General features: G+C 35.2%; 15 protein-coding genes and 1 riboswitch. Of the genes, 7 read left to right on the plus strand and 8 right to left on the minus strand.

All coding sequences use genetic code 11. The features are described from left to right. Positions 1-14 precede the first annotated feature (14 nt). The 7 genes from MHH42_RS06480 to phaQ all read right to left on the minus strand — a co-directional run bounded on the left by MHH42_RS06480 (position 15) and on the right by phaQ (position 5,496). Complete coding sequence (locus MHH42_RS06480) at positions 15-866, minus strand: formate/nitrite transporter family protein (RefSeq protein ID WP_340893025.1); 852 nt, start codon at positions 864-866, stop codon at positions 15-17. 205 nt (positions 867-1,071) lie between these two features. Continuing rightward, positions 1,072-1,866, minus strand: coding sequence for a TerC family protein (locus MHH42_RS06485; RefSeq protein WP_000383309.1), 795 nt, complete (start codon positions 1,864-1,866; stop codon positions 1,072-1,074). A gap of 90 nt (positions 1,867-1,956) precedes the next feature. Continuing rightward, a riboswitch (yybP-ykoY riboswitch) is annotated at positions 1,957-2,122 on the minus strand. 38 nt (positions 2,123-2,160) lie between these two features. Continuing rightward, positions 2,161-3,480: a TrkH family potassium uptake protein gene (locus MHH42_RS06490; protein WP_016108050.1), complete on the minus strand. Its 1,320-nt coding sequence runs from the start codon at positions 3,478-3,480 to the stop codon at positions 2,161-2,163. 114 nt (positions 3,481-3,594) lie between these two features. Beyond that, complete coding sequence (locus tag MHH42_RS06495; RefSeq protein WP_000241211.1) at positions 3,595-3,780, minus strand: alpha/beta-type small acid-soluble spore protein; 186 nt, start codon at positions 3,778-3,780, stop codon at positions 3,595-3,597. A gap of 151 nt (positions 3,781-3,931) precedes the next feature. Next, on the minus strand, positions 3,932-4,375 hold the full coding sequence (locus MHH42_RS06500) for a MaoC family dehydratase (RefSeq protein ID WP_001067920.1): 444 nt from the start codon (positions 4,373-4,375) through the stop codon (positions 3,932-3,934). A 101-nt stretch (positions 4,376-4,476) separates the two neighbouring features. Next, a complete protein-coding gene (gene phaP / locus MHH42_RS06505; protein WP_340893027.1) occupies positions 4,477-5,001 on the minus strand; it encodes a polyhydroxyalkanoic acid inclusion protein PhaP in 525 nt (174 codons plus the stop codon). A gap of 42 nt (positions 5,002-5,043) precedes the next feature. Continuing rightward, the gene (gene phaQ / locus MHH42_RS06510) at positions 5,044-5,496 is read right to left on the minus strand and encodes a poly-beta-hydroxybutyrate-responsive repressor (RefSeq protein WP_000903016.1); all 453 of its coding nucleotides are present in this window, start codon (positions 5,494-5,496) and stop codon (positions 5,044-5,046) included. 198 nt (positions 5,497-5,694) lie between these two features. Between phaQ and phaR the strand changes: the two genes are divergently transcribed. From phaR to MHH42_RS06535, 5 genes are all read left to right on the plus strand, one after another. Then, positions 5,695-6,177: a polyhydroxyalkanoic acid synthase subunit PhaR gene (phaR, locus tag MHH42_RS06515; RefSeq protein ID WP_000566960.1), complete on the plus strand. Its 483-nt coding sequence runs from the start codon at positions 5,695-5,697 to the stop codon at positions 6,175-6,177. 153 nt (positions 6,178-6,330) lie between these two features. Further along, positions 6,331-7,074 carry an acetoacetyl-CoA reductase gene (locus MHH42_RS06520; protein ID WP_000250411.1) on the plus strand — a complete coding sequence of 248 codons (744 nt, stop codon included), beginning with the start codon at positions 6,331-6,333 and terminating at the stop codon, positions 7,072-7,074. A gap of 82 nt (positions 7,075-7,156) precedes the next feature. Then, on the plus strand, positions 7,157-8,242 hold the full coding sequence (phaC, locus tag MHH42_RS06525) for a class III poly(R)-hydroxyalkanoic acid synthase subunit PhaC (protein ID WP_000206839.1): 1,086 nt from the start codon (positions 7,157-7,159) through the stop codon (positions 8,240-8,242). 95 nt (positions 8,243-8,337) lie between these two features. Beyond that, positions 8,338-9,531, plus strand: a complete 1,194-nt coding sequence (locus tag MHH42_RS06530) for an NAD(P)/FAD-dependent oxidoreductase (RefSeq protein WP_000772554.1) — start codon at positions 8,338-8,340, stop codon at positions 9,529-9,531. 23 nt (positions 9,532-9,554) lie between these two features. Further along, the gene (locus tag MHH42_RS06535; RefSeq protein ID WP_001204701.1) at positions 9,555-10,904 is read left to right on the plus strand and encodes a TrkH family potassium uptake protein; all 1,350 of its coding nucleotides are present in this window, start codon (positions 9,555-9,557) and stop codon (positions 10,902-10,904) included. Between the two features lie 39 nt (positions 10,905-10,943). Here the strand turns inward: MHH42_RS06535 and MHH42_RS06540 are convergent, their stop codons facing one another. Then, complete coding sequence (locus MHH42_RS06540; RefSeq protein WP_000404293.1) at positions 10,944-11,327, minus strand: DUF3905 domain-containing protein; 384 nt, start codon at positions 11,325-11,327, stop codon at positions 10,944-10,946. A 100-nt stretch (positions 11,328-11,427) separates the two neighbouring features. Here MHH42_RS06540 and MHH42_RS06545 point away from each other — a divergent pair, with 100 nt between their 5' ends. Together MHH42_RS06545 and MHH42_RS06550 are read left to right on the plus strand one after the other, a co-directional pair. Continuing rightward, positions 11,428-11,580 carry a hypothetical protein gene (locus MHH42_RS06545; RefSeq protein WP_000240799.1) on the plus strand — a complete coding sequence of 51 codons (153 nt, stop codon included), beginning with the start codon at positions 11,428-11,430 and terminating at the stop codon, positions 11,578-11,580. A 228-nt stretch (positions 11,581-11,808) separates the two neighbouring features. Continuing rightward, positions 11,809-12,885 (plus strand): putative 2-aminoethylphosphonate ABC transporter substrate-binding protein, encoded by a 1,077-nt coding sequence (locus tag MHH42_RS06550; RefSeq protein WP_098652222.1) that lies wholly within the window; start codon positions 11,809-11,811, stop codon positions 12,883-12,885. Positions 12,886-12,899 lie beyond the last annotated feature (14 nt).

The raw sequence follows: 12,899 nt of genomic DNA on the forward strand, positions 1-12,899 counted from the left end.
AGACTTTGGAGTTTTTAATGTTTCATATGTGCTTGTAAAGGAATAATCTCTTCTTGTTGAGCTGCTGCGATTACAGTCTCTTCCTGTTTAACATCAGGTGTTTTCTTTGTTAAGTAGTGATATACCATACCGACAAATACGGACCCGCCAATAATGTTACCGATTGTAACTGGAATTAAGTTATGAATAGCGCCTGCAAAAGAAATTGTCTCAGGATGTGGTGATACTAAAGATAAAGCAAACAGTGATAAGTTTGCAATGCTATGCTCATAACCAGATAAAAAGAAAGTGAAAACGAGCATCATCATCATTAATATTTTGGCTGTGTCACCTTTCACTTGAGAAGGTAAGAAGCAGGCAAGACAGACAAGCCAGTTACATAAAATTGCTTTAAAGAATAATTGCATTGTAGGTGTATTCATCTTTCTTTCAACTACTTTATTCATTAAATGACCGTGATCAATCGCTTCGAAAATGCCAGTTGCGTAAAATAGTAAGGCAAAGAATAAAGCACCCGCTAAGTTACCTGCATAACATGCAATCCAGTTGCGAAGTGTATCAGAAATCGTTGTTTCTTTTCTTAAAGTTGCTACTGTGAAGTACATTGTATTTCCAGTAAATAATTCAGCACCACCATATATAATAAGTACGAGGGCAATCCCGAAAAACATGGAAGCAGCTAAATAAGTTGCTGGTGAATCTGCAATGTGAAAAAAGTTACCTAATTTAAAACATAGTACAATAATAAAACCGATATAAATGCCCGCAAGTGCAGCACGAATGAAATATTGCATCGGATTTATATCTAGCATTTTCTTTTTGCTCTTAGCCAGTTTGACAACATAATCTAATCCTTGTTCTAGCATGAGTCATACGCTCCTTTAGTAAATCTTCTATAAATACTCCTTATATGAATAAAGTACATGGATTCGTTCACAGTTTCAATAAGTTTGTGCAATGTTTCACAAAAAGGACATACATAAAATAAGAAAGCGATTACAAAAGGTAGTATAATGGAATTTTTTCTAAAAATAGAGAGGGAATTGAAATAAAAAAGAAAAAGCGCTGTAATTACAGCGCTTTTTCGTCTAAATTCTTTTCTACTTTTACTTCTACTTCTTTCGAGAAGAACCAACCGCCAACTGCGATTCCAACTAATACAATCCAGAATGTAAGTTTCCACGGAGTAGATTCTGGGAATGAATGCGGAATTACATTTAATGCAGGGTGTGCTAATGTATAGATTGCTAACTTCACACCAACCCAACCTACAATTAAGAATGCTGCAGTTTCAAGTCCTGGTTTACGTTTTAATATTTGTACGAAAGCAGTTGCTGCAAATCGCATAATGATTAATCCAATAAGTCCACCTACAAAGATAACAACGAATTGCCCAGTATCAAGACTACCAATTGTACCTAGTCCTGTTTTCGGTAAAGTCATTGCTAATGCAACAGCAGCTAAAATTGAATCAACTGCAAAGGCGATATCAGCAACCTCGACTTTAAATACAGTCCACCAAAAATTCTCTTGTTTTTTCTTTGCTTCTTTTTCTTCTGTGTCTTCATCCGTATTCTTTTTAACATACGTTTTAAATAAGTGATTACCAGCGATAAACATAAGGTAAATAGCACCGATTGCTTGCACTTGCCATACATCGACTAAGAACGAAATCATAAATAACGATCCGAATCGGAAAACAAATGCCCCCGCTAATCCGTAAAATAGTGCTTTTTTACGTTTTTCTTCTGGTAAATGTTTTACCATAATTGCAAGAACAAGCGCGTTATCAGCCGCTAAAATCCCCTCAAGTGCAATCAGGATGAGTAATACCCAACCATACTCCAATAATAATGATACATCCATGTACATTCTCCTCTCATTTCTATAAGTACTAAATAAGTGAAGAATTTCCCCACTATTTAGTTTCCCCATACTCCTGCCTATTAACTTTGGAAGAATTTGGCAATGAATACAAAAAAGACCTCTGCCGTTAATAGGCAAAGGTCTTGCTAGACATATGTAATAAAAATGCCAACAAAGCCGGAAGAACTAAGTTCTACGTAATGACGACTTTGTTTCCAAGAAATATTCTTGGACGCTACTCCCCTTTGGAGATATGCTATTGTACTCTCATTATATGGATAATTTATACGGTTGTCAACCTGTTAAAATATCTTCGTTCGGATATTTTATTTTCCGGTTCTTTTTACGTGCAAATGAAAAAGCCAATGTTAACGGTCCCATTTTTCCAAAAAACATCATAAAGATAATAATAGCTTTTCCAATTATCGTTAAGTGTGGTGTTAAATTCATACTGAGACCGACTGTTCCAAATGCTGAAAATACTTCGAAAGCACTCATCAATAGAGGAACTCGCTCAGTAATACTTAAAATTAAAATAGCAGCAAAGATAAATGAAATGGAAATAATAGTAATGGTCAATGATTTGACAATGAGCGTATCTTTAATGGATTTTTTAAACACAACAATATCATCTTGTTCTTGTAAAAATTTAAATACGCCAAAAAACATAATTAAAAATGTTGTTAACTTAATTCCACCACCAGTTGAAGCACTACCAGCACCAATAAACATAAGAAGCATCATTAATAAAAGGGAAGGTTTTGTTAATGCAGAAATATCAACGGTATTAAATCCGGCAGTGCGCGTTGAAATTGCTTGGAAATAAGCAGCCATTCCTTCTTCAAATGGGGTAAAACCTCTCATAGAAAAAGAATTATGAAACTCGAATATGAAAATAAAAACGGTAGCAATAATATTGACGATTAGAGTAGAAGAGAGCATGAGTTTTGAATGTAATGTAAGGTTTTTAAAGTTCTTTTTTCGTTTTATATCTATGATCACTGTAAAACCGATTCCACCTAAAATAATGAGAGAAGAAATAACGAGATTGACGAGAATACTATGAGAATGGGACATTAAATTATCGCTCCACACAGAAAAACCGGCGTTGTTAAAGGCAGAGATCGAATGAAAAAAACTATAATAGAACCCTTTAGCAATTCCGTATTTTGGTACCCATTCAAAAGAGAGGAGCAAAGTAGCAATACATTCTACTGTAAAAGAGAATAGAAATAATGCTTTGGCAAGACGAATGACACCGCCAATATTCGTTTGATTTAGTGCTTGTTGTAACAAAATTCGGTTCTGAAGACCGATTTTTCTGCCAAGCATAATTGCAATTAAAACAGCAAAGCTCATAATGCCAAGACCGCCAACTTGTATAAGTGTTAAAATTACACATTGGCCAAATAAGGTAAATACTTTTCCAGTGTCCACAACACCAAGCCCTGTAACTGTACAAGCAGAAACCGTTGTAAATAAGGCATCGAGCCATGAAATAGATGTTGTTGTAGCAATTGGTAGTTTTAATAAGCATGTGCCGACAATTGATAATACAATAAAAGATAAAGTAAGAACACGAGGAGGGCTCATGCTAATATTAATCCGTTTCATCTCACATATCGTTCCTTTCAGTTTGTTCTTACTAGTATGTGAAAAAGCGCTATTATGTATGTTGCAAATAGAAAGAGGCAGAGAATATCTGCCTCTAAGCCATATGTTATAGTATTATCCGCGTAATTGTTGTTGAGCTAAAGCAACAAGACGTTTTGTTACTTCACCGCCAACGGAACCGTTAGAACGAGATGCTGTATCTGAGCCTAAGCTAACACCGAATTCTTGTGCAATTTCATATTTAAATTGTTCAAGTGCTTGTTCTGCACCTGGAACTAGTAATTTGTTTGTTTTTACCATGTTGACACACATCCTTTTGAGTAGTCCAGTTCAGCCAAGTTAAGTACTATCTAAACTGGTAACGTTATTTTATGTGGAAACGATGTACTCATACCCGGAAGTAATCGGTGTGATTAGAAGTTCTTGGATAGAAAAAAGAGTAGCAAATTTGCTACTCTTTTTTCAGTATTGTCGCTGTACCTTCCACGACAATATCATCGGATTGATTGTAGATGTTTGTTTGTAATGTAATGATTTTCTTATCATCCCGTTTTTTAATGACCTCTGCCACTACACGAAGTGTATCGCCGATTTTGACAGGAGCACGGAATGAAACGTTTTGGGATAAATAAATCGTATTTTTTCCTGGGAGTTTCGTTCCAAGAACGGTAGAAATAAAACTTGAAACGAGCATACCGTGAGCAATACGTTCTTTAAACATTGTCGTTTTTGCAAAAGAGTCTAAAATATGAATAGGATTTACATCTCCAGTCAATTTTGCAAAATTGATAACGTCCTCATCCGTAATTGTTTTTGTTAGAGATGCTTGATCACCGACTTGAATCTCATCATAACGAAGCTCCGGAACAGTTTGTGCTTCTTGAAATGGATTCATTTTGTCCTCCTTCTTTTCCATATCGAAAAATGTAAGCCATCTTGATGTAGTAGGAGGAAGAAAGAGTTTTGTTTGTGCTGCAGTTAGTTGCCACATTTTTCTTACTTGATGGAAGTAAATAGATTTTTTGAGTTTTCCTCGAACTGCTTTGCGAGTTCTAGTTGTTTGGACTTGAACTCTCCCAAAAAAACTTCTAACTGTTTTTGAACCTCTTCGCGTTGCGATTGTTGTTGTTCAATAAAGTGTTTTGTTGTTTCTTCAAATTGACCGCTAGTTTGAATAAGAATAGACAAAGATGTTTTTGTAGGAGAAACAGTAAGTTGATGCATTTGAGTAGAAAGCTCATTCCATTTCCCTTGCCACTCGTTAATTTGATCATTTAAGGAGTTTCCAGTTAATTGCTTCACGTAATCTGTATATTGGTTATTGAACTGAGCTGTGAATTGTTGTAGTTCTTTTTCTAGTTCATTTACTCCTGATGTTAATTTATGCAAAGCGTCTTGTTGTTGTTTTAACGTTTCTAAAGTAAGTTGCTCTAATTGTTTCCCAGCTGAAGAGAAGAGGGAAAGAGATTGAGACCAGTTTTTCCAAAATGCATCGACTAATTCGTATGGTTTAGTTTCCATTGTTTGACCTCCAAATGTTTTTTTGCATATTGTGAACGCAGATTACTCTGCTGTACCACCAGGTGAAGATGAAGAATCCTTTTCATCCTTTTCTGGAGAAGTAGAAAATGGAAAGAATGCATTGGTGTATAACGTGAAAAACGTCCGCAACATATTTTGATAATGTTCAAAAGAAGTCGCACATGTTGATAAATATTGCTCTCCATATTCAGTTAAAGAATAAATTCTTTTTGCTGGCCCTCCATCGCTTGTATCCCAAGTAGAAGAAATAAGGTTTTCTTTTTCTAACTTGCGTAGTGTTCTATAAACATTACCTTGGTCAACAGAAGAAAAGCCGATGTCCATTAGCATTTGAATGAGTTTGTAACCATGAAGACTCCAGTCTTTTAGACAGAGAAGTAAGAAAGGAACTAAGAAGTTTTTTGGCATGGAGTTTGGTTGTTTCGCTTGGTTTTTTTCCAAACTTTCTGGGTGTTCTGGTTCATTATGTAGCATGATTGTACATCACCTCATGAATCAGTTAGATGGAATTTTTTGCTTATAAGTGCAATTTACACCTATCTGTTTTTAATGTCAATACATTTGTTGGAAAATAAAGAAAAATAAAATATAGACTTGAAGTTTTATTCAGAATATTAGAAAATAGTGAATAGGTTGAATTGTTTCAAAAACAAAAAAGGGAGTGTAGGCGAAGTGATTGATCAAAAATTCGATCCATTGCAAGCATGGAAAAATGCTTATGAACAAACCGAAACATTTTGGGGAAAAGCGCTCAATGAAACAATTAAAACAGAAGAATATTCTGCTTGGATGGGCAGCGTTCTAGACTTGAATTTGTTTTATCAAAAAGCATTAAATGATACGACAAAAAGTTATTTAGAACAAGTGAACGTGCCAACGAAAGAGGATATCGCTAGAGTAGCTACGCTTGTTATTAACTTAGAAAATAAAGTTGATAATATTGAGGAAGTTCTAGAAGAGAAAGTGGATTCGTTAGGACAAGCTCCTACATTAAAGCGTGATGTTACGAAAGTAAAACAAGATATTCGCACGTTAGAAACGAAAGTTGATCAAATTTTAGAATTGCTAGAAAAGCAAAATGCAGTACTAGCTAAACTACAAGTACCTGTAAAAGAAGAAGTAAAGCCGGCGAATAAGCCAGAAAATAAAAAATGATAATAGCGTTTGTTTACAACGTGTAAAAGAGAGAGGGAGAATCTCGTTTTCACGTATAAACAACGAAACATAATTAATATATGGACTCTATTAGTATGGGTACCAAAATGATTCATAATAATCGTTCACAAATTCATTTAAGGGGGAAAAGAAATGGTTCAATTAAATGGCAAAGTAGCAATCGTAACAGGTGGGGCAAAAGGAATTGGAAAAGCAATTACAGTAGCATTAGCACAAGAGGGAGCAAAAGTAGTTATTAACTATAACAGCAGTAAAGAAGCAGCTGAAAACTTAGTAAATGAACTAGGAAAAGAGGGGCATGACGTTTATGCAGTTCAAGCGGATGTTTCTAAAGTAGAAGATGCAAACCGACTTGTAGAAGAAGCTGTGAATCATTTTGGTAAAGTTGATATTCTTGTTAATAATGCTGGTATTACAAGAGATCGTACATTCAAAAAATTAAATCGTGAAGATTGGGAGCGCGTAATTGACGTGAACTTAAGTAGTGTATTTAATACGACAAGTGCGGTACTTCCATACATATCGGAAGCAGAAGAAGGAAGAATCATTAGTATTTCTTCTATTATTGGTCAAGCTGGTGGATTTGGACAAACAAACTACTCAGCAGCAAAAGCAGGTATGCTAGGATTTACAAAATCATTAGCGTTAGAACTTGCAAAAACAAATGTAACTGTAAACGCAATTTGCCCAGGATTTATCGATACTGAAATGGTAGCAGAGGTACCAGAAGAAGTGCGTCAAAAAATCGTTGCGAAAATCCCGAAAAAACGTTTTGGACAAGCTGATGAAATTGCAAAAGGTGTAGTATACCTATGCCGTGACGGTGCGTATATCACTGGTCAGCAATTAAACATTAACGGTGGATTATACATGTAATGAAGTAAGAAAAAAGTGCATATCCATATCAGGAATGCACTTCTTTTTTTAGAAAGAAATCGACCGAAAAGGAGATAGAAAAATGACTACATTCGTAACAGAATGGGAAAAGCAATTGGAGTTGTACCCAGAAGAATATCGCAAAGCATATCGCCGTGTGAAAAGAGCGAGCGAAATTTTATTACGCGAACCAGAACCACAAGTTGGTTTAACACCGAAAGAGGTTATTTGGACGAAGAATAAAACGAAGCTTTATCGTTACATTCCAAAACAAGAAAAAACACAGAGAGTCCCAATCTTATTAATATATGCTCTTATTAATAAGCCATATATTATGGATTTAACTCCTGGAAATAGTTTAGTGGAATATTTAGTAGATCGTGGTTTTGATGTGTATATGCTTGATTGGGGTACATTTGGTTTAGAAGATAGTCATTTGAAATTTGATGATTTCGTGTTCGATTATATTGCAAAAGCAGTGAAAAAAGTAATGCGAACTGCAAAATCGGATGAGATTTCTTTACTTGGTTATTGCATGGGTGGAACGCTAACGTCTATTTATGCGGCACTTCATCCGCATATGCCAATTCGTAACTTAATTTTTATGACAAGTCCTTTCGATTTCTCTGAAACAGGATTATATGGTCCTTTATTAGATGAGAAATATTTCAATTTAGATAAGGCGGTTGATACATTCGGAAATATTCCGCCGGAAATGATTGATTTCGGAAATAAGATGTTAAAACCAATTACGAATTTTGTTGGTCCATACGTTGCTTTAGTTGATCGTTCAGAAAATGAGCGCTTCGTCGAAAGCTGGAAATTAGTTCAAAAGTGGGTTGGCGATGGCATTCCGTTCCCGGGTGAATCATACAGACAGTGGATTCGTGATTTTTATCAAAATAATAAATTGGTTAAAGGTGAACTCGTTATTCGTGGACAAAAGGTAGACCTTGCAAATATTAAGGCGAATGTCTTAAATATTTCCGGGAAACGTGATCATATCGCTCTGCCATGTCAAGTAGAAGCTTTACTAGATCATATTTCTAGCACAGATAAACAATATGTATGTTTACCAACAGGGCATATGTCTATCGTTTACGGTGGAACAGCTGTAAAACAAACATATCCGACGATTGGAAATTGGCTTGAAGAGCGTTCCAATTAAAAATAAAAAATCCAACTAGCGTTGTGTTAGTTGGATTTTTTTATGGAAAATAACAAAACATAGAAAGGAGAAATTTACATTTTAGGAGTATAATTATGAAGCTTATGACTGGTAAGTTGTTTTGGAATAGAGGAGTTTCTGTACCTTGTTATCCAACGTTAGAAAATGATATGATATGTGATGTGCTCGTAGTCGGAAGTGGCGAAGCGGGTGCTCATATAGCGTATTCATTAGCGAAGATAGGAATGCGTGTTACGCTCATTGAAAAAAGAGCAATTGCATGTGGTAGCACAGCTGCCAATACAGGTTTATTACAATTTCTTCATGATAAATCGTTAACCTCTCTTATTCATACATTTGGGAAAGTAAAAGGGGTACGGGCATATAGGCTTTGTTATGAAGCCCTTAGAACAATGGAGAAGGTTGTACCGACTCTCGATATTGATCCCCATTTTATTCCGCGAAATAGTTTGTATTATGCGAGTAGAGATGAGGATATTTCATTTTTACAAGAAGAATATAATACGTTACGCTATTATGAATTTCCGGTTGAATATTTTACAGAGTCTGATATTAAGAAACGTTATTCATTTGCAAAACAAGCAGCATTATATACAAGCGGTGACGCAGAAGTGAATCCATATTTGTTAGCACATAGTCTTTTGCATAAAGCAAAGCAAATGGGTGCTACTATATATGAACATACAGAGGCAATACATATTAAACAAATTCAAAATGATTTAATTTGTTACACAAAAACAGGAAATAAAATAGTAGCAAAGAATATTATTATGGCGACAGGTTATGAAGCGCTTTTTGGAAAGAAAGAAAAAAATACAACAGTAGAAACGTCTTATGCAGTTGTTACAAATAAGATAGATCAGTTCGAAGGTTGGCATGAGAAATCATTAATTTGGGAAACGGCACGGCCTTACCTATATTTTCGAACGTATCAAAACCGCATTATTGTAGGCGGATTAGATGAGGCGTTGAAAATTCAAAATATCGGCGATACGAAATTATTGCATAAGCGTGATATCCTTATTAATATTGTAAAAGAAATGTTCCCGCAGTTTAATAATATACAGGCAGAGTATTATTGGGCAGCAGCATTTGGTGGTAGTCATGATGGTCTCCCTATTTTAAAAGAAGATAAAAAGATACATAATTTATATTACGCACTGCCATATGGGGGAAATGGAACTGTATACGGAATGGTATTTGCAAAACTATTTCAGCAGTTATTTACAAATAAAGAAAGTGATGATTTTTCTTTATTTAATCGATAGAAAAAAGGTAGCGAAGTGATGGAATGAGAGATATAAAAAAGTTTTTACAAAAATTACGTCCCGTACAACTTATTGTTTTGTTTTATTTATTAGCAGTAGTCGTATCGGTAATATTACTTAGTTTACCATTTGTTACGAAGGATGGTGTGAAATGGACATTTATCGATGCCCTATTTACATCTGTTAGTGCGGTAAGTGTTACAGGACTTTCAGTTGTTACGATTTCAGATACGTTTACAACAGCAGGAATTATTGTATTAGCTCTAATTTTACAATTAGGCGGATTAGGCATCATGGCACTTGGCACATTCGTTTGGATTATAACGGGTAAAAAGATTGGTTTGCAGCGAAGAAGATTAATTATGGCAGACCATAATCAAGGAAATTTATCGGGTCTTGTAGAATTAATGCGTTCTATTTTAATTGTAATTATTTCGATAGAAATCATTGGAGCAATCCTGTTAGGTACAAGATTTTTACTGTACTTTCCGACTTGGCAAGAAGCTTATTTTCACGGTTTCTTTGCCGCTGTTAGTGCAACGACGAACGGTGGATTCGATTTAACAGGACAATCGCTAATCCCGTACAAAAAAGATTATATCGTTCAAATGATTCATATGTTACTCATTATTTTAGGGGCGATTGGCTTCCCTGTGTTAATGGAAGTGAAGCAATTTCTTAGTAAGAAGAGAGAACAACTTTTTCGTTTTTCGTTATTTACAAAATTGACGACAACAACATTTTTTGCACTTGTTGTTGTTGGAACCATCATGATTTTTTTACTAGAACGAAATCATTTTTTAGTAGGAAAGTCATGGCATGAAACGGTTTTCTATACGTTATTCCAATCTGTGACGACGCGAAGCGGTGGACTCGCTACAATGGATATACGTGAATTGTCACAACCAACGCTTTTATTTATGAGTATATTAATGTTTATTGGAGCATCTCCAAGTTCGGTTGGGGGCGGGATACGTACGACAACATTTGCGGTTAGTATATTATCGTTATATACATTTGCAAGGGGCGGTAGAACGGTTCGAGTCTTTAAACGACAGCTACATGAAGAGGATGTATTAAAAGCATCTGTCGTTATGACGATGGGGATATTATTATGTGCCACGGCACTATTTATTTTATCCATTACGGAAAATGTACCGCTTATGAGCTTGATCGTTGAAGTTTGTTCTGCTTTCGGGACGACAGGTTTATCGACAGGTATTACGCCAGATTTAACAACTGTGGGTAAACTTGTACTTATTGTACTTATGTTTATCGGACGCGTCGGTATTTTAACATTTATATTAGCTAGTGGTGGAAGAGAACAACCACCTCGCTATAAATATCCGAAAGAAAGAATTATTATTGGATAGTATGAAACCATTCTACCTGCGTTAGGTAGAATGGTTTTTTTAATCGTTAATTCCGAATTGGGGATGCATAAAAGCGTCGTTTTTATTATCAACTTCTTTTTTAAGTAATTCTTGATTTTCTTCTGCAATCCACCCGATATCATTTGTAGGATGGATCCATTCATCCCCAGCCATAATGGCAGGGTCTACCTCATCACTCCAATTGTTTAAGGGGCTGTTCTCGGAATTGTATTTACTGTCTCCAATTACAACATCATATTGATTTACAAAAGGTTGTTGCATCTTTTTTCCTGTTCCTTTAAAAGAAGGGAAGTTCATTTGATGAGGGAGCGTCTCGTCTAAAATTGGCGATTGGATTGTTTCTTTCTCTTTCAAAGTAATCGCTCCTTTTTGTAAAGGTTTGTTCGTATGTAGTATTTCCATCTATAAGCTCTTATGTACTTGTTAACACTTGCCAGTAATAGTTATTTCAGATTGCTCCAAACTAGAGTAGAAAGTAATTTCTTGAGAGCAGGTGAACGTATTGGTAAAAAGAAAAGTGAAACAAAATGCAGCAATTAACAATAATAAAACTCCGAAAGAAAGCTTACCAGATGCAGAATTTGCATTAGAGTATGAAGGAGAAAACAGTGCAAAGTATGCAAATCGAAATTCAAAAAAAGGTAAACAAAAATGAGGCGTTTTTTACAAACGCCTCGTTTTTTTGTGGGATTATAAAGGTTTTTTTAATTATTTGTAAATTTAATATTTTCTATTAGCAGAAAAATGTGAAAAAACATAGAAGTAGCAACGTATTACACAAAAACAAACAACAAACAAAAGATTAATGTTGGTTTAATACTGCTTTTACACTAATTGTTTATATTTGAGTTGTACATAAGATTTGTAAAAGGAGAGAGAGACAGTGAAAAAAACAATCTTTAAAGCTGTAGCAACTGGAATGGTATTTTCGTTATTAATGGGGTGTGGTGCAAAGAAAGAAGAAAGTGCTGGAGCAAAAGTGAAAGATGATAAATTATCTGGATCGTTAACTGTTTATACAGCGATTGAAGAAGAGCTTGTACCGATTTATCTTGATTCTTTCAAAAAGAAATACCCGGATGTGAAGTTGAACATTGTTCGTGATTCAACAGGAGTTATTACAGCGAAATTGCTAGCTGAAGGAAAAAATACACAAGCAGATGTTGTGTGGGGAACTGCGGCGTCTAGTCTATTAGCTTTAGAGAAAAAAGATATGTTAAAAGAATACTCTCCAAAAGGAGCGGATCGTGTCCTTCCGCAATTTAAAGATGATAAGAAACCTGAAACATGGGTAGGTAATACTGCGTTTATGACGGGGATTGCTGTAAATAAAGAAGAATTAAAGAAGAAAAATTTACCGATGCCAGAATCATATGAAGATTTAACGAAAACAGAATATAAAGGAACACTTGTTATGCCACATCCAGCTTCTTCTGGAACAGGATTTTTAACAGTTTCTGCATGGTTGCAAATTATGGGTGAAGATAAGGGCTGGGATTACATGAAAAAACTTCATGATAATATGGCATCTTATACGCATTCCGGTTCAAAACCAGCGAAATTAGCAGGTGCAGGTGAATATCCAGTTGGTGTGTCAATGGTTTATAGCGCTTTAAAAGAGAAACAAAAAGGTGCACCAGTTGAAGTTGTACTGCCGAAAGAAGGACTAGGCTGGGAAGTAGAAGCGAATGCACTTATTAAGAAAGATAATGCGAAAAATGATAAATTAGCACAAGCGTTTTTAGACTGGGCAATTACAGATGATGTAATGAAGTTATACTTCGAGAAAAATGGATTTGCGACAATTAAAAATAACTATAAACTTCCAGATGGATTCCCGAAAGATGTGACAGAAAAGTTATACAAAAAGAATGACTTTAAATGGGCAGCAGAAAATCGCGACAAAATTTTAGAGCGTTGGGAAAAAGAGTTTGGTCAAAAAGCAGAACCGAAAAAGTAAGTGAGTGGGAGAGA

This window comes from Bacillus sp. FSL L8-0099, from assembly GCF_038006385.1.
Taxonomy (GTDB): Bacteria; Bacillota; Bacilli; order Bacillales; family Bacillaceae_G; genus Bacillus_A; species Bacillus_A toyonensis.

Coding starts and splice junctions, on each gene's coding strand:
- MHH42_RS06535 (WP_001204701.1), top strand. CDS start 9,555: ATGAGAGATATAAAAAAGTTTTTACAAAAATTACGTCCCGTACAACTT.
- MHH42_RS06490 (WP_016108050.1), bottom strand. CDS start 3,480: ATGAAACGGATTAATATTAGCATGAGCCCTCCTCGTGTTCTTACTTTA.
- MHH42_RS06485 (WP_000383309.1), bottom strand. CDS start 1,866: ATGGATGTATCATTATTATTGGAGTATGGTTGGGTATTACTCATCCTG.
- MHH42_RS06540 (WP_000404293.1), bottom strand. CDS start 11,327: ATGGAAATACTACATACGAACAAACCTTTACAAAAAGGAGCGATTACT.
- phaQ (WP_000903016.1), bottom strand. CDS start 5,496: ATGCTACATAATGAACCAGAACACCCAGAAAGTTTGGAAAAAAACCAA.
- MHH42_RS06480 (WP_340893025.1), bottom strand. CDS start 866: ATGCTAGAACAAGGATTAGATTATGTTGTCAAACTGGCTAAGAGCAAA.
- MHH42_RS06500 (WP_001067920.1), bottom strand. CDS start 4,375: ATGAATCCATTTCAAGAAGCACAAACTGTTCCGGAGCTTCGTTATGAT.
- MHH42_RS06520 (WP_000250411.1), top strand. CDS start 6,331: ATGGTTCAATTAAATGGCAAAGTAGCAATCGTAACAGGTGGGGCAAAA.
- phaP (WP_340893027.1), bottom strand. CDS start 5,001: ATGGAAACTAAACCATACGAATTAGTCGATGCATTTTGGAAAAACTGG.
- MHH42_RS06530 (WP_000772554.1), top strand. CDS start 8,338: ATGAAGCTTATGACTGGTAAGTTGTTTTGGAATAGAGGAGTTTCTGTA.
- MHH42_RS06495 (WP_000241211.1), bottom strand. CDS start 3,780: ATGGTAAAAACAAACAAATTACTAGTTCCAGGTGCAGAACAAGCACTT.
- phaC (WP_000206839.1), top strand. CDS start 7,157: ATGACTACATTCGTAACAGAATGGGAAAAGCAATTGGAGTTGTACCCA.